General features: G+C 71.9%; 14 protein-coding genes and 2 pseudogenes. 10 read left to right on the plus strand and 6 right to left on the minus strand.

What is annotated here, in order from left to right:
- Window positions 1-35 precede the first annotated feature (35 nt).
- Window positions 36-773, minus strand: coding sequence for an ABC transporter permease (locus ABT170_RS24910; RefSeq protein WP_329943068.1), 738 nt, complete (start codon window positions 771-773; stop codon window positions 36-38).
- A gap of 2 nt (window positions 774-775) precedes the next feature.
- Window positions 776-1,714: an ATP-binding cassette domain-containing protein gene (locus ABT170_RS24915; protein ID WP_329943067.1), complete on the minus strand. Its 939-nt coding sequence runs from the start codon at window positions 1,712-1,714 to the stop codon at window positions 776-778.
- Window positions 1,715-1,822: 108 nt separating this feature from the next.
- Here ABT170_RS24915 and ABT170_RS24920 point away from each other — a divergent pair, with 108 nt between their 5' ends.
- From ABT170_RS24920 to ABT170_RS24930, 3 genes are all read left to right on the plus strand, one after another.
- The gene (locus tag ABT170_RS24920; RefSeq protein WP_351870887.1) at window positions 1,823-2,998 is read left to right on the plus strand and encodes a sensor histidine kinase; all 1,176 of its coding nucleotides are present in this window, start codon (window positions 1,823-1,825) and stop codon (window positions 2,996-2,998) included.
- A 4-nt stretch (window positions 2,999-3,002) separates the two neighbouring features.
- On the plus strand, window positions 3,003-3,653 hold the full coding sequence (locus ABT170_RS24925; RefSeq protein WP_329943065.1) for a response regulator: 651 nt from the start codon (window positions 3,003-3,005) through the stop codon (window positions 3,651-3,653).
- 100 nt (window positions 3,654-3,753) lie between these two features.
- Complete coding sequence (locus ABT170_RS24930; RefSeq protein WP_329943064.1) at window positions 3,754-4,911, plus strand: ROK family transcriptional regulator; 1,158 nt, start codon at window positions 3,754-3,756, stop codon at window positions 4,909-4,911.
- 163 nt (window positions 4,912-5,074) lie between these two features.
- Here ABT170_RS24930 and ABT170_RS24935 read toward each other — a convergent pair whose 3' ends face one another.
- A complete protein-coding gene (locus ABT170_RS24935; protein ID WP_329943063.1) occupies window positions 5,075-5,842 on the minus strand; it encodes a GntR family transcriptional regulator in 768 nt (255 codons plus the stop codon).
- A gap of 283 nt (window positions 5,843-6,125) precedes the next feature.
- Entirely contained in the window at window positions 6,126-7,010 is an 885-nt protein-coding gene (locus ABT170_RS24940; protein ID WP_351870892.1) for an RNA polymerase sigma-70 factor, read from the minus strand.
- 121 nt (window positions 7,011-7,131) lie between these two features.
- Here ABT170_RS24940 and ABT170_RS24945 point away from each other — a divergent pair, with 121 nt between their 5' ends.
- Window positions 7,132-7,962, plus strand: coding sequence for an alpha/beta fold hydrolase (locus ABT170_RS24945; RefSeq protein ID WP_351870895.1), 831 nt, complete (start codon window positions 7,132-7,134; stop codon window positions 7,960-7,962).
- A gap of 504 nt (window positions 7,963-8,466) precedes the next feature.
- Here ABT170_RS24945 and ABT170_RS40625 read toward each other — a convergent pair.
- Window positions 8,467-8,922 (minus strand): annotated as a pseudogene (locus ABT170_RS40625) (EamA family transporter); the annotation flags it as partial.
- Window positions 8,923-8,969: 47 nt separating this feature from the next.
- Here ABT170_RS40625 and pdxR point away from each other — a divergent pair.
- The 4 genes and pseudogenes from pdxR to ABT170_RS24970 all read left to right on the plus strand — a co-directional run.
- Entirely contained in the window at window positions 8,970-10,463 is a 1,494-nt protein-coding gene (gene pdxR, locus ABT170_RS24955) for a MocR-like pyridoxine biosynthesis transcription factor PdxR (RefSeq protein ID WP_329943060.1), read from the plus strand.
- A gap of 313 nt (window positions 10,464-10,776) precedes the next feature.
- Entirely contained in the window at window positions 10,777-12,150 is a 1,374-nt protein-coding gene (locus ABT170_RS24960; protein ID WP_351870898.1) for an SWIM zinc finger family protein, read from the plus strand.
- Window positions 12,147-14,924: a DUF6493 family protein gene (locus ABT170_RS24965; RefSeq protein WP_351870901.1), complete on the plus strand. Its 2,778-nt coding sequence runs from the start codon at window positions 12,147-12,149 to the stop codon at window positions 14,922-14,924. The genes ABT170_RS24960 and ABT170_RS24965 overlap by 4 nt, the downstream gene beginning before the upstream one ends.
- Window positions 14,925-14,980: 56 nt before the next feature.
- Window positions 14,981-16,432, plus strand: a pseudogene (locus tag ABT170_RS24970) (GNAT family N-acetyltransferase); the annotation flags it as partial.
- Here the strand turns inward: ABT170_RS24970 and ABT170_RS24975 are convergent.
- Window positions 16,353-17,654, minus strand: coding sequence for a trans-sulfuration enzyme family protein (locus ABT170_RS24975; RefSeq protein ID WP_329943057.1), 1,302 nt, complete (start codon window positions 17,652-17,654; stop codon window positions 16,353-16,355). The pseudogene ABT170_RS24970 and the gene ABT170_RS24975 sit on opposite strands and share 80 nt — an antisense overlap.
- Window positions 17,655-17,713: 59 nt before the next feature.
- Here ABT170_RS24975 and ABT170_RS24980 point away from each other — a divergent pair, with 59 nt between their 5' ends.
- Together ABT170_RS24980 and ABT170_RS24985 are read left to right on the plus strand one after the other, a co-directional pair.
- Entirely contained in the window at window positions 17,714-18,226 is a 513-nt protein-coding gene (locus tag ABT170_RS24980; RefSeq protein WP_351870905.1) for an Lrp/AsnC family transcriptional regulator, read from the plus strand.
- Between the two features lie 80 nt (window positions 18,227-18,306).
- Complete coding sequence (locus ABT170_RS24985; protein WP_351870908.1) at window positions 18,307-19,992, plus strand: DUF885 domain-containing protein; 1,686 nt, start codon at window positions 18,307-18,309, stop codon at window positions 19,990-19,992.
- Window positions 19,993-20,142: the final 150 nt, after the last annotated feature.

The following is a 20,142-nucleotide window of genomic DNA, read 5'->3' on the forward strand; positions in this document are numbered from 1 at the left end:
CAGCCTCGGGTATCTTCCCTTCCCGCTCCGGCCGCTCAGGCGTCCCGATTCCGTACAGCCCACCATCCCGCCACCAGAGCGGCCGTGGTCCAGGCCGCCGTCACCGCCAGCCCCGCCCATGGGCCGATGCTTCCGTCCGGACTCCCGTGCAGCACCAGTTGCCCCGCTCGGTCCGGCAGATACTGGGCCGCGTCCCCGGCGATGTCCCCGATCACGAAGGAGGCGATCAGGATGAAGGGTATGAGAAGGCTGAGCACGGCCACCGCACTGCGGAGCAGTGCCGCCAGCCCTGCCGCGAGCAGGGCCATCAGCGCGAGATAGACACCACCGCCGAGCGCCGCCCGCAACGCACCCGGATGCCCCAGGCCGATCGCGTCCTCCCCCATGAAGAGCTGTCCCACCAGGAACGCCGCAAAGCTGGTGACCAGCCCCACGCCAAGGGCCGGTCCGCCCACGGCAGCCATCTTGGCCGCGTAGAAGAGTCCACGGCGCGGGACCGCCGACAGCGATACCCGCAGGGCACCGTTGACGAACTCCGAGGAGAGTGCCGTCGCGCCGAAGCTGATGGCCGCCAGCTGCCCGAAGTTCAGGGCGTAGAGGGCGTCGAACACCGGGTCCGCATCCGCGCTGTCCGTATCCGCCCCTCCGTCGATGGCGAAGGTCAGCACGGTGATGGCGAGCGTGACGAGGAACACCGCTGACAGCGAGCCGGAGATGGAGCGCAGCGATCTGACTTTGATCCACTCGGAGTGGAGCACCGCGGTCGGGGACATGGTCACGCCTCCTGACGGTCGGCGGTGGACATCGTGCCGGCCGAGAATTCCGCCTCGTCAGCCGTGAGGCCGAGGTAGGCCTGTTCCAAGGTCAGCCGTTCGTCGATGAGTTCGAATAGGGGGATGCCTTCGGAGGACGCCAGCGTGCCTATCTCCTCGGCCGTGACACCCTCGACCGTCCAACGTCCGTCATCGTTCCGCTCGGGCACATGGCCCTCGCGGGTCAGCACGTCCTGAAGTCTGCCGGGTTCGGAGGTGCGCAGCCGCACCCGGGGCCGGCTGCGGGAGTCGAGGAACTCCCGCATCGGCATGTCGACGAGGAGCCTGCCTCTGCCGAGCACCACCAAGTGGTCGGCGAAGGACGATGTCTCGTTCATGAGGTGGCTGGAGACCAGAACCGTACGGCCCTCACGGGCCAGCCTCTTCATCAGTTCGCGGATCCAGACGATGCCTTCCGGATCAAGTCCGTTGGACGGCTCGTCCAGCATGACCACGTCCGGGTCCCCGAGCAGAGCTGCCGCGATCCCGAGGCGCTGGCGCATGCCGAGGGAGAACGTCCTGATCCGCTTTCCCCCGACATGCGCGAGGCCGACTTCCCCCAGCACGGCCTCCACCCGTGCGGCAGCTATGCCGTTGCTCGTGGCGAGGGCGAGCAAGTGGTTGCGGGCAGTCCGCGAGCCGTGCGCCGACTGGGCGTCGAGCAGCGCGCCGACGCGGTGCAGCGGCGCGCTGAGCGCCGCGTACGCCTGGCCGTCTATGGTGGCCGTGCCGCCGGAGGGCCGGTCCAGACCGAGGACGAGCCGCATGGTGGTGGACTTGCCCGCGCCGTTCGGGCCGAGGAATCCGGTGACCCGGCCCGGTCGCACGCTGAAGGTGAGACGGTCCACGGCACGGGTGGTGCCGTAGTCCTTGGTGAGTCCGTGCACGTCGATGGTGGTCATGTCCTCAGCCTGGCCGCCACGCCCGCCGCACGGCCTCCCCCTGCCGTGGGGTTCATCTCCCTCGCTCGGGGGAGCCGTCGCCCGCTGCGCGGCTGGCACGATGACGGCATGCGCCACCTCCTCGCTCCGCTGGCCAGGCCGGTCACGTACACCCGCTGGCTGCATCTGCTCGCCCCGGCCGCCGTCGTCAGCGTATGGCTGTTCATCTCGATGGACACGCCGTGGATGCCCCTGCTGTTCGCGGTGCCAGTGGGTCTTGTCCCCGCTATGCGCCTGGCGGAAGGGGTTCAGGCGCAGTTGCTCCTCACCCCTGACGAGCGTGGTCGCCCGGATGCCTCGATCTCCGCGGCCGTCGCCGCCACCTGGGCGGACCGGTGGCGAACCGTTCTCTGGCTGGAGGTGCGGCTGCTGCTGGCCGTCGCCGCCGGGCCGGCGACGATCTGGCTGCCCGCCACCACGGTCGATCTGATCCGGGCCGGCCTGGGCAAGGCCCCCGGTGACGACGGGTTGTTCGCACACAGCGATCCGCACGGATGGCATGCGCTGCTGTTGGCTCCACTGCCCTTGGTACTGCTCATCGCCGTGGTCGTGCTCACGGGCGAGCTGGCCACCGCGGTCGCGCGCCGGCTGCTCGGACCCTCGCCGGTGGAGCGGATGACCGCTTTGGAGGAGCTCACCGAGCAGTTGCTGGAGCGCAATCGCATCGCTCGCGAGCTGCACGACTCCATCGGCCACGCGCTGACGGTCGCCGTCGTGCAGGCCGGGGCGGCACGGACCGCGAAGGACCCGGAGTTCACCGAACGCGCGCTCGCCGCCATCGAGGAAACGGGGCGTGACGCGCTGGAGGATCTGGAGCGGGTGCTTCGGGTCCTGCGGGAATCCAGAACGCCGGTGAGCAGGCGGCCGACTCTCGTCGAGGCCGGCCGGCTGCTCGACTCGGCGCGCGGCTCGGGGGCGAAGGTGGACGCGGAGGTGTCGGGAACCTTGGACCGGGTGCCGGCAGCGGTGTCGCGCGAGGGATACCGCATTCTTCAGGAGTGCCTCACCAATGTGCTGCGTCACGCCGGATCGGTCCTCGTCCGGGTGAGGATCGCGGTGGTCCGGGACCGGCTGGAGTTGGAGGTGGCCAATCCGCTGACGGGTTCGGACAGGCTGCCGGGCGGCGGCAGCGGGCTGCGTGGCATACGTGAGCGGGCGGCGCTCCTGGGGGGAAGAGCAGAGGCGGGGCCCCTCGACGGCGAGTGGAGAGTGTGCGTGAGCCTCCCGCTGGAGCGCATACGCTGACCCGATGCCGGTTACCGTTCTTCTGGTCGACGACGAACCCCTCGTGCGTGCCGGCCTGCGTGCCGTCCTTGAGGCCCAGCCCGACATCGAGGTGGTGGGCGAGGCGGCCGACGGCGCCGCGGTGATCCCGCTGGTGCGTCAGCTGCGGCCCGACGTGGTGGCGATGGATGTGCGGATGCCGCTGATGGACGGCATCGAGGCGACCCGGGTGGTATTGCGCACGGTGCCGGATCCGCCGAAGGTCCTGGTGGTCACGACGTTCGAGAACGACGAGTACGTGTACGAGGCGCTGCGAGCGGGAGCCGATGGGTTCCTCCTCAAGCGCGCCCGGCCCGCCGAGATCGTGCACGCGGTGCGCCTGGTAGCCGAGGGCGAGTCGCTGCTGTTCCCCGCAGCGGTCAGGCAGCTCGCGGCCGAGTACGGGACGAACCGGGCCAGGGAGGCCATGGAGCGTGCGGCGCTCACGGAGCGGGAGGCCGAGGTCCTCCGGTTGATGGCCAGGGGACTGTCCAACGCGGAGATCGCGGCCAAACTGGTGGTCGGCGTCGAGACGGTGAAGACACATGTCAGCGCTGTGCTGGCGAAGTTGGGGGCGAGGGACCGCACGCAGGCGGTCATCGCCGCGTACGAGTCCGGTTTCGTCGCTCCGCGGTGACGCAGGTTGCGGCTCGATACCGGCTCCCGCTGTCGCTCGCCGTGTCCCTGGCCAGCGAGTACCATCCGGCAGACATGCGCACGAGCTGGGAGGACACACGGTGGGCCGGCTGACCGGTGGGGACCCTTCGCTGTTGCGGCGGATCAATTCCGCGGTGGTGCTGCATGCCCTGCGAGGGGCCGGCACTCCGACCCTGACGGATCTGACCCGGATCACCGGTCTGTCGAGGCCGACCGTCGAAGGCGTGGTCGAGGGGCTGTTCGAGGCCGGCCTGGTCGTCGAGGCCCTGCCCGACGAGAACGGGGCACGGCGCCAGGGGCGGCCCGCGCGGCGGTTCCGCTTCCGTGCCGAGGCAGGCCATCTGCTGGGCATCGAGATCGGCCCGCACCGGGTCTCCTCGATGCTGTCGGGGCTGGACGGACGGATCATCGGCGCCGGATCGCGCGCGGTGTCCGAGACCGCGAGCGCGGACGACCGGCTCGATCAGGTCAGGGCCGTGATCGCCGACGTGCTGCGGCGCACCGGGGTGGCCAGGAGCAGCCTGCGTGCGGTCGGAGTGGGCAGCCCCGGCATCGTGGAGGCGGACGGGACCGTGCGGCTGGGCACCGCGTTGCCGGACTGGACCGGCCTCCCGCTCGGCGAGCGCCTGCGGCGCTCCTTCCGCTGTCCGGTTCTCGTGGAGAACGACGCCAATGCCGCGGCGGTGGCCGAGCACTGGAAGGGTGCGGCGACCGAGTCCGACGACATCGTCTTCGTCCTGGCCGGGCTGAGCCCCGGTGCCGGATCGCTGATCGGGGGGCGGCTGCACCGCGGGTTCGGGGGTGCGGCGGGTGAGATCGGCGCTCTGCATCTGCTCGGCAGGGACGTGACCCCGGAGCATCTGCTGTCGACGACCGACACACCGCTCGTGCCCCTGGACGAGCACGCCGTGACCGCCGTTTTCGCCCAGGCGCGCCAGGGAGATGCCGGGGCCCAGGCAGCGGTCGAGCGGTTCATCCAGCGGCTGGTGCACGATGTCGCGGCTCTGGTGCTCGCGCTCGACCCGGAGCTGGTGGTGGTCGGCGGCTGGGCGGCCGGTCTGGACGGTGTGCTGGACCCGCTCCGCAATGAACTGGCGCGCTATTGTCTGCGCCCGCCGAAGGTGGCGCTGTCGCTCCTCGGTGAGGCCGCTGTCGCCACCGGCGCGCTGCGACTGGCCCTGGACCATGTCGAGGAGGAACTGTTCGCGGTGGAGGGCAGCGTGACGGCCCGCCGCTGAGTGTCCGGGCACGGCGGCAGAAGTGTCCGGGGCACGGCAACGGCCCGCCGCTGCGGGGCGACGGGCCGTGCGGTGCGGATCCGGTGGGCGGGCGTGGCTCCACCGGCAGGGAACCTGTTCGAGTGGTCCCCGGACGGCCTGAGCCGCCCGGGGTCCGATGGCGTCAGGAGGCCTGGCGCTCCTGCCCCTCGTGGCTGATCTCCAGCGCGCCGGAGTCCCCGAAGGTGAGCCGGCAGGTGTCGGCCCGGTAGGTGGCCACGGAGACGGCCGCTGTGCCGCCGTCGGCGAAGTAGCGGGTGGTGACCACGAGAACGGGCGCCCCGGGGAGGCGGTCGAGCTCCTTGGCATCGTCGGCACGGGCCGATCCGAGCTCCACGGAACGGTCCTGGCCTTCGAGGCCCAGCCGGTGCAGTTCGCGCAGCACGCTCCTGGCGCGGGCGGGACCGGACGGTGTGTCGATCGCGGAGAGGTCCGGCACCGAGGTCGCCGGGACGTACAGCAGTTCGGCGGCCACCGGCTGGCCGTGGGTGACACGGATCCGGCGCACCACGTGGACGGGCTCCCCGGCGCTCGTGTCGAGCATGCCCGCCACCGCGGCCGGCGCCGTGTCGGTGGTGCAATCGAGGGGCTGCCATGCCTCACCGACGACACCGCCGGTCCAGTCGTGCTGCGCGGTGGAGACCGCGACGCCCACGCGCGGCGGGGCGACGGTCGTCCCCACGCCGCGGCGGCGCTGCAGCCTGCCTTCGAGTTCGAGCTGCTCCAGAGCCTGGCGGAGCGTGGCCCGTGCGACACCGAACCGGGCCGCGAGGTCACGCTCGTTGGGCAGGACCGCTCCCACCGCAAAGTCCGAGTCGAGTGCCTCACTGAGCACGGTCTTGAGGTGCCAGTACTTCGGCTCCTGTACCGATTCCAGCTGCGTGGTCCCCACCCTGTCCTCCGCAATCGCCCAGCGTCTATTCCGCGACGTTATTTATTAAAGGTTCCTGTCTTAAGGTGACCTTAGGGTGGCGCACCCCCTTGGTCAAGACCAATCCTTAGTCCGTAACGGAGCGAAACGGGACTCTGGCGCAGAGCGTTCACAGGACGTTCTTGACGCCGTGAGCCGCGCGCAGCACAAAGCCCCACGGCCGGGACGGCCAGTGGGGCTGTGACCAGGCGTTCAGGAGTCCCGCGGGGCGCGAGAAGTCAGCCCGGACGGCTGGGGCGGCAGGCTATTCCAGAGTCAGACCGGCGAGTTTGTCCGGATTTCGAATAATATAGGCACATTGAATGCGTCCGTCCCTGACGTCCACCTGGAAGAAGCTGTCGGGCCTTCCTCCGGAGAACACCGCCAGCGCCGGACCGCCGTTGAACTCCGCGAACCGGAACTCCATGTCCGGCCCCACCTCGTGCGCCACCGCGAAGAGGAACCGTCCGACCTTGTCCGCCGTCTCGATGATCCGCCTCGGGGCCTTCGACTTGCCACCGCTGTCACTGACGAGCCGGACATCGGGGGCCAGCAGCGCGAGGAGCCGCTCGATGTCCCCGCCCGACGCCGCGGCCAGGAACCGCTCGGTGAGATCCCGCCGCTCCGCCGGGTCGACGTCGTAGCGCGGCTTGCGCTCCTCCACATGGCGCTTGGCGCGCGCCGCGAGCTGGCGCACGGCGGCGTCCGTACGGTCGAGCGCACCGGCGATCTCCGCGTACGGGAACCCGAAGGCCTCGCGCAGGACGAAGACCGCGCGCTCCAGCGGCGAGAGCGATTCGAGGACGACCAGCACGGCGAAGGAGACGGAGTCGGCGAGCACGGCCCGTTCCGCCGTGTCGGGGACGCTGGGTCCGAAGTCGGTGACCACCGGTTCGGGCAGCCAGGGCCCGACGTAGTTCTCGCGGCGCGACCCGAGATGCCGGAGCCGGTCGATGGCCAGACGGGTGGTGATCCGTACGAGGAAAGCCCTCGGTTCCCGCACCTCCTCGTGGGCCACCGACGACCATCGCAGCCAGGCCTCCTGCACCACGTCCTCGGCATCCGCGACGCGGCCGAGCATGCGGTAGGCGACCCCGGCGAGCACGGGCCGGTGTTCCTCGAAGACATCGGTCGCGGTGTCGGCTGCCACTCCCCCATCCCAACCGACGTGCCGGACGCTGTCCAGCGGGAATCTCCACCCCCTTGAACTGACGGCTACTGGACGGTAATTGTTGTTGACGCGACGTCTACCCACTTCAGGGAGCAGCTACATGGCCGCCACGGTCTCCTTCACCATCGATCCGGCCGACGGCCCCCGTCCGGTCTCCCTCGCGTACGAACGGAGCGGTTCCGGGGAACCGCTGCTGCTGCTCCACGGGATCGGCCACCACCGCCAGGCCTGGGACCCGGTGCTGCGGATCCTGGCCGCCGAGCGGGACGTCATAGCCGTGGACCTGCCGGGATTCGGAGCTTCCCCGGCGTTGCCGGAAGGGGTCCCGTACGCCACGGACTCGGTGGCCCGGGTCCTCGCGGCCTTCTGTGCGGAACTCGGCGTCGGCCGTCCGCATGTGGCCGGCAATTCGCTCGGGGGGCTGCTCGCCCTGGAGATGGGGCGCGTGGGGCTCGTCCGCTCGGTGACCACGCTGTCCCCGGCCGGATTCTGGACCGAGCCGGAGCGGCGCTACGCCTTCGCGGTCCTCCGTGCGATGCGCGGGGGTGCGCTGGCGCTGCCGGTGACGACGATCGAGCGGCTCTCGCGCAGCGCGGCCGGTCGTACCGCCCTGACCAGCACCATCTACTCCCGGCCCGCCCGGCGCTCACCCGACGCGGTCCTCGCGGAAACCATGGCCCTGCGCGGGGCGACCGGATTCCACGAGACGCTGGCCGTCGGCCGGGGCTCCGCCTTCACCCACGACGTACCGGGGCTGCCCGTCACCGTCGCATGGGGCAGCCACGACCGGCTGCTGCTGCGCCGCCAGGGAGTCCGGGCCAAGCACACGATCCCCGGCGCCCGTCTCGTACGCCTGCCCGGCTGCGGTCATGTCCCGATGCACGACGACCCCGCCCTGGTGGCGCGCGTCGTACTCGACACGAGCCGCTGACCCACCGGCGCCCCGGGTACCGGCCCCAAAGAGCGCGCCGCGCCCCAGGACACCGGAGCCGAGCGCCACGCCCGCGCCGACCAGGAGGCTGCCCGCACCCTGGGCGATGCCGTACGCACCGGCTCCGACAAGGGGCGCGGTGAGAGCGGCGGAGACCGGAATCAGGCCGGAGAAGAGCGTGGCGCGTTCGGCGCCGATCCGCTGGATGCCGCTGTACCAGCAGACGAAACCGATGACCGTGACGACGACGGCCTGCCACAGCAGCGCCGTCGTCTCGGCGGGCGTCGGCAGCCGCAGGAAGGCGGGCCCGTCGAGCACAACACCGAGCAGCGCGGACTCCAGCGCGGCGACGGCGCAGACGGCCGCCGACAGCAGTTTCGGGCCGAGCGGGCGCAGCAGCGGTACGGCGAGCACGGCGAATCCGACCTCGCCGGCGAGCGCGCCCACCGAGCAGAGGACTCCGGCGAGGTCGGTACGCCCCCATCCCTGGACGGTGAAGGCCCCGGCCGCGACGAGCCCGGCCGCGTACAGCACGGTCCGGGACGGGCGACGGCCCTCCAGCAGCGGGACGAGCACGCCCACGACGATGGGCGCGCAGCCGACGAGGACCCCGGGCACCGCGGGTTCCGCCGACCGCTCGGCGGCCAGGACCGCCAGATTGAAACCGACCATGCCGACCGCCGCGAGTAGGGCGAGCCTGCCCCAGTGCCGACGGGAGAGAGTGCGCAGCGGAGCGAGTCCTGAGTCTCGCTCCGCCGCTCCGGAGTGTCCCTCCGGGCGTCCGGAGCGTCCCTCCCGGTGCAGCAGGGGTACGAGCAGCAGCGCGGCCAGACCGTAGCGCAGCGCCTGACCCCCGGCGTACGGGTAGTCGCCGAGGACGCTGTTCGCGGTGAAGGAGGCGCCCACGAGTACGCAGGCGAGGGCGGCGAGGAGTACCCCGCGTACGGAAGGTGCGTTCATGCGGGCAACGCTAGATTTCGGACCGGTCCGGTTTAAGGTCCACTTCCATGATGCCTTCGGGGACCAATTCGCCTGCCGGCACGGAGAGTCGCGGTGAGCCGGAGGCCGGCTGCGGCCCGCCCGCCTCCGGCTCCGGAGCCTGGGAACTGCTGCTCCCCGCGACCGCCGCTCCGGCACGGCAGCGGGGCCGTGCGCTGCGGTCGGCGCTGCGTGAGGCGATCCGGTCGGGCCGTCTCGCGGCGGGGACCAGGCTGCCTTCCAGCCGTGAGCTGTCCGCCGAACTCGGGGTGTCGCGCGGCCTGGTCACAGAGGCGTACGAACAGCTCGTGGCGGAGAGCTATCTGCGCAGCGGGCGGGGTGCGGGGACCTGGGTCAGCGGCGGCGTCCGGCCGGCGCTGCACAGCGCGCGCGATCTGGCGCCGCGCGCGCCCGGTGTGCGGGTGGACTTCCGGCCCGGCACCCCGGACCTCTCGCTCTTCCCGCGTGCGGCATGGGCCGCCACCCAGCGCGCGGTCATCGGCAGACTGCCGCACAGCGCCCTGGGCTACCCCGATCCGCGCGGGCTGCCGGAGTTGCGCGAGGCCCTGGCCGCGCTGCTGACACGGCGGCGCGGAGTGGTCGCCGACCCCGAACGGCTGGTGGTCTGTTCCGGCGTCGCGCAGGCGGCCACCCTGCTGGGGTTCGTACTGCGCGGACAAGGACTGTCGGCCGTGGGCGTCGAGGATCCGGGGAGCCCCGAGCACATGTCGCTGTTCGCGTCGACCGGGCTGGGGGTCGTGCCGCTGCCCCTGGACGACGAGGGTCTGGCGGTGGATCCGCTACTGGCTTCCGGAGTCCGCGCGGTCGTCACCACGCCCGCCCACCAGTTCCCCACCGGAATCGGCTACTCGGCCGAGCGCCGCAGCCGGCTGCTCGAATGGGCCCGTGCCGGCGATGGGGTGATCATGGAGGACGACTACGACGGAGACTTCCGGTACGACAGGGCGCCCGTCGGGGCGTTGCAGGGTCTGGACCCCGAACACGTGGCGTACACCGGTTCGGTGAGCAAGTCGCTGGTTCCCGGGCTGCGCCTGGGGTGGCTGATCGCCCCCGCGTCCATGGCCGACGCGATCGTCGAGCGCAAGCGCACGATGGATCTGGGCAACCCCGTGATCGACCAGGCGGTGCTGGCCGACTTCATCACGCGAGGCGGCTACGACCGGCAGCTGCGACGCTGCCGGCGCGCCTACCGGGAGCGCCGCGACGCCATGGTGGGCGCGCTGCGCGAGCACTTCCCCGGCGTCGTGATCAGTGGCATCGCGGCAGGTCTGCACATCATCGCGCGGCTGCCCGAACGGTACGGCCCCGAGAGCGGGTTCCTGGACCGGGCGGCCGGTGCGGGCATCGCGCTGCGCCCGCTGGACGACTACGGCACGGCGGGCGGCCCGGACGGCGAGGACGGCGCCGTGCGCCTCGTACTCGGCTACGCCCATCTGACTCCGGCCGATATCGCGCGAGGAGTGGGGCTGTTGGCGCGGGCGCGGGTGACGGAAAAGCGGTGACGGATCAGCGGTGACGTACGCGTCATCGCGGTTGATCACCTGTGGTCGGTGCGGCAGCCTCCCCCGGGCGCCAGAGACGTACCCGTAAGGCCCTGGCGGGCGCGCGACGACAGCTACGGCACCTCGCGGCGTCACAGAGCGGCTCCGGACGCAGGACGGTCCGGGCGCAGGACGGTCCGGGCGCGGGGCGGCTCCGTCCTGTTCGGCAAGGTCCTCCAGCCGGGTCCGACAGGGCGGCGAACAGGCGCTGTTGACCGGTACGGAGCGGAGCCGGCCGAGGCCCGTTGTCAGTGGTGGCCTCTACGGTTTTCCCATGACCCGATCCGTTCAGGCCCTGGCCTACGCACGCCACTCCACCCTGGAGTCCTCGCCCACCGGAGCCCTGTTGGGGCTGGAGACCTCGGGCGGTATCACCCCGCGCGGGGCCGAGGCCCATCCCCGGTTCTTCGCCGGTTTCCTCTCCTCGCCGCGCATCGCCGCGCGAGGTCTGCTGGCCGTGGCCGATGTGGCCTCCGCCCGTTACTACCAGCGTTCGGCCGCCGCTTCGCTCGACCCGGTCGTGACGGGGAACGGGGACCGGCTGCGCTTCGAGTCGTTCTCCGGATGCTGCGGGGTGTACGCGCGACTGGATGTGCTGCAGGAGGGACTGGAAGGGGAACGGACGGGTCACGGCACGACGAATGTCGATGTCAACAACCCTTTGCGGGAGGCTCTTTCGCGGATAACGGCGGACGACCCGCTGCATCTGCGGGTAGGCCCCGAGGAGATGACGGTCACCACGCTGGACGGGCCGGTGGTGGAGAAGAAGGTTCCGCTGCCGGACCGGTGGCTGCGCGGCTTCGCCGAGGCGCAGGTGGCTTCGGCCGACTTCGACCTGCGGGCCGAGCTGCCCGCTGCCGAGGCCGTCAGATTCCTCCGCTCCCTGCCCCGCTCCTCGGGAAACGCCTCACGCGGCGCGCGGTGGGTAATCGCCACGGGGAGCGGTCTGCGGCCGACGACCCGGCCGGTGCCGGGTGCGGTGTGTCTGCCGGGCCCCGAGCGGCTCGTTGCTCTTCAGCGGGTGCTGCGCCACGCGACGGCCCTGCGGGTGTACGGGCCCGTGGCCGACGGCGCGGCCGCGGCGAGCGCCTGGGAGGTCGTCCTGCCGGGGATGCGTCTCACGCTGACCCTGTCGCCCGATGCCTCGCGCGGGTTCTCCGGTGAGGGCGGGGTCCTCGAAGCGCTGGCCACCGATGACGCCGCGGCCGACGCCGAGCTGGTCTCCGTGCTGCTGGCCTGGGAGCCCCGGATCGAGCCGGCCGACCTCGCCGAGCAGTCGGGACTGACGGTCGAACGGGTACGGGCCGCGCTCACCCGGCTGGGAACCGCGGGCCGGGTGGGTTACGACCTGGCGGACGCCGCGTACTTCCACCGCGAGCTGCCCTACGACGCGGACCGGGCCGAGCGGCACAATCCGCGGCTCGTCGACGCCCGGCGGCTCGCCGGTTCGGGCGCGGTGACCCTGGACGGTGACCTGGCTTCCGTCGCCTCGGGCGAGCGAAGGTACCGGGTGCGGGAGCACGAAGGGGTGCTGAGCTGCACCTGCCAGTGGTGGGCGGACTACCGGGGACGCCGGGGCCCGTGCAAACACGCGCTGGCCGTCCGGATGGTCCGCCGCGGTGCGACGGTCTCCGGCGGTGCGCGATGAACGATCTGCTCACCGCGGTACGGGAAGGCCGCAAGCAGGACGTTCCCGCGCTCGTGCTGAAACTGGACCCCGCCGGCCGCAGGGCGGCCCTGACCGAGCTGAAGGCGCTGCGCAAGGAGGCGCTGAGCTGGGAGTGGCAGAAGCGCGACAAGATCCAGAAGGCCCTGCTGGTGGCCGGGGCGGGCTGCCACACGGGGGCGGCCGGCTGCGCCGCGTGGATGAGCGGCCGTGCTCTGCGCGACTGGGTGCGAACGCCGTACCCGCTCGTCCTGGAAGCACTCGCGGACCGTGATCCCGCCTGGCTCGCCAACCTGGCCCACCGGCTGGCCGCGCGGTCGTCCACATCGGGCTCCGAGTACTGGTTCATCTCCGAGCTGGTACGGATCGCCCGGTGCCCGCTTCCTGTCTCGGACAGCCTGGTGGTGGGCTGGACGGAGCAGGTCGGCTCCGCCCGGTGGCGCAGGGACTCACCCACGTCGTTGCTGGACATCCTGCGCGCCGAAGCGCATCTGACCGTTCTCGCGCCGCGGCTCTTCGAACTGCAGGTCCTCCCGCCGCAGGTCGGCTGGTTCGAGGAGCCCGACTCCCTCAGACACTGGCCGGCCGCGCTCACCGCGCTGGCGGAGGAAGGCCTGCTGGACCGCGGGATGCTGGTCGGCGGGTGCGTGACGCGGCTGCTGCGCGGCGGAAAGCCGGGCGACCAGCGCTGCTTCCTGGCGATGCTCCGCCGGCTCGCCCTGACCGAACAGGAGGAGACGGAGCGGATCGCCGACTGGATGGGGATGGCCGCGGACGGCATCTCGACCGTGGCGGGCCACGCCCAGGAGGTGCTCGTACGGCTGGAAGGACTCGGCCGGCTCACCCCGCGGGACCTCGCGGAGGTCTCGGGCTCGGTGCTCTTCCGCAGTGAGAAGAAGCTCGTACGCGGGCAACTGGTGTTTCTCGGGAAGGTGTTGCGCAGAGACCCCTCGACAGCCGGCGAACTGCTGCCGGTCATCGCGGAAGCCCTCGGCCACGAGGACACCGGCATCCAGGAACGGGCAATGAAGCTGATCGCCCGGCACCTCCCCGCCGCGGACGGCGCGCTCCGCGAGGAGCTCGCCCTCGCCGCGGGACAGCTGGGTCCGATGCACCGGTCCGCGGCCGTCGAGCTGTTCGGCGAGCTGCCGGACGAGGCCTCCGGCGGCGGTTCCTACGAGGAGCGGCTGCCGCCCGCACCCGCCCTCTGCCGGCTCGAACCGGCACCGGAGAGTGTCGCCGAGCTCGTCGAGGAGGTGGCGGCTCTGACGAGGTCCGGTTCGCGGGAGACCACGGCCTTCGAGCGGGCGCTGGACGGGGTGATCCGGCACGCCCGGACGGACCGTGCGGCACTCGCCGCCGCGCTCCGTGAGGCACTGTCCGGACACTGGTTCCTCAGCGGCACCTCGCAGGAGGAGACCGACAGGAGATTCGCGAGGAACCCCCGCGGACTGGACCTGATCGCGGCCTCCGTGCTCGGACTGGTGTCCCCGGCCACCGTGCGGGACGGAAACGCGCGCTGGACCGGATCGGGCACCTGCACCCATGCCGCGCTGGACGGGGTGCTGTTCGCCCGGATGTGGGAGGCCGCCGCCGCGGTGCGCAGCGGACGGATCCCGTTCCTGCTCGCGACGCCGACCTGGCACACCGGGTCGCTGGACGCACGGGAACTGGTCGCGCGGCTGCGCGCCTACCAGCGCCTCGACGCCGTACCGGGCCCTGCCGACTTCGCCCAGGCACTGCTGCGCGTGCGCCGTACCGGGGAGCTGGAGGCGGCGGAGGCAGCCGCGCTGCTCGGTACCCCGGAGGGTGACCGGCTGGCCGCCTGGATACGTGCCGACGAACCGGTCGCCAGGGTGCTGGGACACCGCCCGCCCGACGGCCCGCCGTCCTCGGGCAACTGGTGGCAGCGTTCGGCCGCCGGAACGCGGCGGGTCCTCCTCGCCACCAAGGAGCGTCCGGTGATCAAGCGGGAGTTCCCGCGCTCCTTCCACTGGCTGGGGCGACCGCATCTCCCCGAGGCGCGTCAGTGCTACCACTGGGAGGGCGGGGGCTCGGAGCACTGGCTCGCCACGCTGCCCGAGGACGGGGAGACCATGGCCGCCTGGCTGATGCCCGATCTGATGCACGGCGCGGACGAGGGTGCGCGAGGCGCGGCCCGGTGGCTGCCCTCCCTCGCCGAAGCCGGCGGACCGGCCGGCGGAGCGATACATCTGGCGCTGGGCTACGGGCTGGGTGCCCGGCACGCCGAGGACCGGCTGTCGGCGGTGGACACCCTGCTGGTTCTCGCCGCACAGGGACGTCTGGACGCGCCCCTGCTCGGCCGCGAGCTCTCGATCCTCGTCGACCACGACCTGGTGAAGCTCAGCCGGCTCACGGACTCGGCGCGGACGGCCGCCGCCACCGGCGCGTACCGGACGGTGCTTTCCGTGCTGGTGGAGTTGCTGCCCCCGCTGCTGGCGTACCCCAAGTCTCCCTACGGGCTCGGCGAGATGCTCGCCGTGACCGCGGACTGCGCGGAACGCGGCGGTGCAGCAGGGCTCGCGCCGATCGACGGGCTCGCCGCCGTCGCCGGGCGCAAGGGTTCCTCGCAACTCGTGCGGCAGGCGGGCCGCCTGCTCGCCGTCTGCGGGGCGGAGCCCCGGCCCGTGCCCGTTCCGAGCGAGGACAGCCCTGCGACGGGGTCGGACAGTAGCCGGAATCAGGTCGCGGAATCTGACCGAAAAGCGACGATAGGCGACCAGATCCACACTTAACCCATCAGTCACAAGACGTTCGTGATCAGGCAACACCGCTCGGTCACAGTGAGGTCATGACCGATGTGACATCTGCGAAGAGTGCCCGCCGTCCGCACCACTGGCGGCGGGACCTGATCGAACTGGCCGCCCTGTTCACGGCCGTCGCCGTTGCCGACGCGATCGCCAATCTGATCGGCCACCAGCCGGACGGGCCCTATCTCCTGATCGCCTCGGCCGTGGCGCTGGTGGCCACGGCCGCCTTCCACACATGGTGGGCACGGCGTCACAGCCACGCCCCGCCGCCGGGCCCCGGCAGCGGGGCGGCGGGCTCCTCCACGGACTCCGCCACGGCCCCGGCCAGGAGCTCGGCCGCGGGCCCCGTCCCGGCCGGCGGGGAGGAACCGGCGCGGTCCGGCGGGGAGACGGTGCTGTGGCGGATGCGGACGACCGTACGGGACAGTCCGGGCACCCTCGCCGCGCTGTGCACCGCACTCGCCCGGTTCCGTGTCGACATCCTCACCCTGCAGACCCACCCGCTGGCGCAGGGCACCGTCGACGAGTTCCTCCTCCGCGCGCCCGCGACGCTCCAGGCCCAGGAGCTGACCCGGGAGATCTCGGCGGCCGGCGGCAGCTCCACCTGGATCGAACGGGCGGACGCCCACGATCTGGTCGACACCCCGACGAGCGTCCTCGGGCTGGCCACCCGTACCGCACTCGACGCGGCGGAACTCCCCCTGGCACTGCGCCGGCTGCTCGGCCGGTGCACCATCCACTCGCTGCCCGCGGTATCGGTGGCCGGACGCCCTACCGGTGAGAGCGCGCCCGTGGAGGGCGTGCTGGAAGAGACCGTGATGCGGCTGCGCGACCCGTCCGGCGGGGTGATCGCCGTCGAACGTCCGTATCTGCCGTTCACACCGACCGAGTTCGCCCGCGCCCGCGCACTGGTCGAGCTCGACGCCCGGCTCGGCCCCCGGGTCCCGCGCAACAGGGCCGTGCTCACCCTTCCCGAGGGCAACGAGATCACCGTGCGCCGCGCGGACCGCGGCGACCTCGCCGCCGCCCGCGCCATGCACGACCGCTGCTCCGAGCGCACGCTCGGCCTGCGCTACCACGGTCCGGTCCGTGACGCGGACCGGTACCTGGACCACCTGCTGAGCCCGCGCTTCGGCCGCACGCTCGCCGTGCGGACGGCCTCCGGCCGCCTGGTGGCGCTCGGCCATCTCCTCTGGGACGGCGACGAGACCGAGGTCGCACTCCTCGTCGAGGACGACTGGCAGCGACGGGGCATCGGATCGGAACTGCTCGGCCGCCTGGTGGCACTCGCCGTGGAGGCGGGCTGCGAGAGCGTGTACGCGGTGACGCAGTCCCGCAACACCGGCATGGTCGCGGCCATGCGCGGGCTCGGGCTGCCCCTCGACTACCAGATCGAGGAAGGCACCCTGGTCATCACCGCCCGGCTGGGGTCCGCTCCGGCTGTTCCCGGCGCCGCCGCTCCGACAGCGGCGACTGCTCCGGCGACTCCGACGGATCCGACAGCTCCGACGGCAGTTCCCGGCCGGCCGAACGGTCCCGGTCCGCGGGGCGGACAGGTCCGTCGCTGAGCGCCTGGCACAGATCCGCCCACAGATCCTCGACGTCCTCCAGGCCGACCGACATGCGCAGCAGCCGGTCCCCCACACCGGACGCCTGGCGGTCTCCCTCATCCACAATGCGGTGGCTGATGGAGGCCGGATGCTGGATCAGCGAGTCCACACTGCCCAGGCTGACGGCGGGCGTGATGAGCCGTACCCCCGCGATCACGCGGTGCGGATCCCCGTACACCTCGAACGAGACCATCGCCCCGCCCAGCGCCGGGTAGTGCACCCGTGAGATCCGTGGGTCGGCGGTGAGGCGGCGGGACAGCTCGGCCGCGCTCGCCGACGCCGCCCGGACACGCACCGGCAGCGTGGAGAGCCCGCGCAGCAGCAGGTAGCCGGCCAGCGGATGCAGCACGCCGCCCGTGGCGAACCGCACCTGGCGCAGCCGGGCCGCGAACTCCTCGTCGCAGGCCACGACTCCGCCCATCACATCCCCGTGCCCGCCCAGGTACTTGGTCGCGCTGTGCAGGACGATCCGGGCACCGTGCTCGGCCGGCCGCTGGAGCACGGGAGTGGCGAAGGTGTTGTCGACGAGCAGCGGCACGGACCCGCAGGAGTGGGCGACGGCCCGGATGTCGACCTCCGCGAGGGTGGGGTTGGCCGGTGTCTCGACCATCACCAGGCCGGTGTCGGGCCGGATCGCGTCGGCGATGCCCGCCGGATCGGTCCAGGTCACCTCGGTGCCCAGCAGTCCCGCGCCCAGCAGATGGTCGCTGCACCCGTAGAGGGGGCGGACGGCCACCACATGCCGCAGCCCCATGCTCGCGCGCGCCAGCAGGACGGCCGTCAGCGCCGCCATTCCGCTGGCGAACGCGACAGCGCTGTCGGTCCCCTCCAGCTGGGCCAGTGCCGTCTCGAAACGAGCGGTGGTCGGGTTGTCCAGCCGGGCGTAGACCGGCGGACCGTCCGGCCGGGCGCCGGTCGTGGCGAACGCGTCGATCCGTTCGGCCTCGCCCCGGGAGTCGTACGAGGGATAGGTGGTGGACAGGTCGAGCGGTGGGGCGTGCAGTCCGAGTGAGGCGAGATCGTCGCGTCCGGCGTGCACGGCTTCGGTGGCCAGCGCCCTGGACCGGGTTGGGGCCGGGGGCGTCATCGAGACTTCGTTGTCCATGGGCCCACCCTGAACACCTGCCGGAAGGCAGGGGCAAAAGCCCGTGCTACGTTCGCCAGATGGCCGAATCTGTCGCTCTGGATCCGGTGGATCTGCACATTCTGCGACTGCTGCAGAACGATGCACGGACCACGTACCGCGAACTCGCCGCCGAAGTGGGTGTGGCACCCTCCACCTGTCTGGACCGGGTGACCCGGCTGCGCCGCTCGGGTGTGATTCTCGGCCATCAGCTGCGGCTCGACCCCGCCATGCTCGGCCGTGGCCTGGAAGCCCTGCTCCTGGTGCAGGTCCGGCCGCACCGCCGCGAACTCATCGGCCCGTTCGTCGAGCGGATCAGGGCGCTGCCGGAGACCCGTGCGCTGTTCCACCTCACCGGCCCCGACGACTATCTCGTCCATGTCGCGGTCGCCGGCACGGCGGATCTGCAACGGCTCGTGCTGGACGATTTCACCTCGCGCCGTGAGGTGGCCCGGGTGGAGACCCGGCTGATCTTCCAGCAGTGGGAGTGCGGTCCGCTGCTGCCACCGGCGGTGGGGAAGCCGGGCGGAGGGAAGCCGGGCGGCGACTCCTGACGGCCGCAAAAAAAGCGGTTCCGGACGCCCGAGCCCGAATGATGGTGACGCGGAGGGCCGCGCCGTACGAGGATGTCCGCATGTCAGACACATCGAGCCGCGCTCTGCCACGCCAGGTCGCCGACGCCTACGTCGACGCATTCATCGAACTCGACCCGATCACGGGAACCTATCTGGGTGTGCCGGAAAGCTCGCGCCGCCTGCCCGATTTCTCACCGGCCGGTCAGGCCGCCCTCGCCGCCCTCGCCCGCGCCACCCTGGCCGAACTCGATGCCGCGGAGCGGGTGCCCGGCGCCGACAGCGACGCGGAACGCCGCTGCGGACGGCTGCTGCGTGAACGCCTGACGGCCGAACTCGCCGTCCATGAGGCCGAGGAGGGGCTGCGGGCCGTCTCCAACATCCATTCGCCCGCCCACAGCATCCGTGAGGTGTTCACGGTCACCCCGACCGAGACCGACGAGGACTGGGCAGCGGTGGTGGACCGTCTGCGCGCGGTTCCCGCGGCGCTGGAGGGGTACCGGGCCTCGCTGGCCCTCGGCCTGGAGCGCAAGCTCTACGGCGGGCCGCGCCCGACCGCCACCTTCATCGAGCAGCTGGCGGAGTGGAGCGGAATCGACGGCCCGTCGTTCTTCGAGGACTTCGCCGCTCCCGGTCCGGCCGCGCTGCGTGCGGACCTGGACGACGCCGCCCGGCAGGCGACGGAAGCGGTCGTGGCACTGCGGGAGTGGATGAGCGAGGTCTACGCCCCCGCGATCGAGGGTGCGCCCGACACCGTGGGCAGGGAGCGCTATGCCCGCTGGTCCCGCCAGTTCAACGGCACCGATCTGGATCTCGACGAGGCGTACGCGTACGGCTGGGCCGAATACCACCGGCTGCTCGCCGAGATGAAGACGGAGGCCGGCAAGATCCTGCCCGGCGCGGGTCCCTGGGAGGCACTCGCCCACCTCGATGTGCACGGCAAGCACATCGAGGGCGTCGAGGAGGTCCGGGACTGGCTGCAGAGCCTGATGGACGAGGCGATCGAGGCACTCGACGGCACCCACTTCGAACTCGCCGAGCGGGTACGGAAGGTGGAGTCCCGGATCGCCCCGTCTGGAGGCGCGGCCGCGCCGTACTACACCGGTCCCTCCGAGGACTTCTCGCGCCCCGGCCGCACCTGGCTGCCGACCATGGGTGAGACTCGCTTCCCGGTGTACGACCTGGTCTCCACCTGGTACCACGAGGGTGTTCCCGGCCATCACCTGCAGATCGCCCAGTGGACTCATGTCGCCGACAGCCTGTCCCGCTACCAGGCGTCGGTGGGGCAGGTCAGCGCGAACGCCGAGGGATGGGCGCTGTACGCGGAGCGCCTGATGGACGAGCTGGGTTTCCTGCCCGACGCGGAGCGGCGGCTCGGCTATCTGGACGCCCAGATGATGCGGGCCTGCCGGGTGATCGTGGACATCGGCATGCACCTGGAGCTGGAGATCCCGGCGGACTCGCCCTTCCACCCGGGTGAGCGCTGGACACCCGATCTGGCCGAGGAGTTCTTCGGCAACCACAGCGGCCGTCCGGCCGACTTCGTGGCGAGCGAGCTGACCCGCTATCTGTCGATGCCGGGCCAGGCCATCGGCTACAAGCTGGGCGAGCGCGCCTGGCTGCTCGGCCGGGAGAACGCCCGCAAGGCGCACGGCGACGCGTTCGACCTCAAGGCCTGGCACATGGCCGCGCTGTCGCAGGGTTCGCTGGGTCTGGACGACCTGGTGGACGAGCTGTCGAAGCTCTGACGATCCGACAAGTCGTCGACGCCCCGACGCGGGCTCATGGCGCTCCGGTCCGGTACGCCGGTCCGGGGTACGCCATGAGCCCGGTCGCCGTCGGTCAGCAGCCGCAGTCCCCGGCAGCCGCCGGTGCGGTGCCCCCGGCTCCGTCACCAC

The organism is Streptomyces sp. NPDC001787 (assembly GCF_040297465.1).
Classification (GTDB): domain Bacteria; phylum Actinomycetota; class Actinomycetes; order Streptomycetales; family Streptomycetaceae; genus Streptomyces.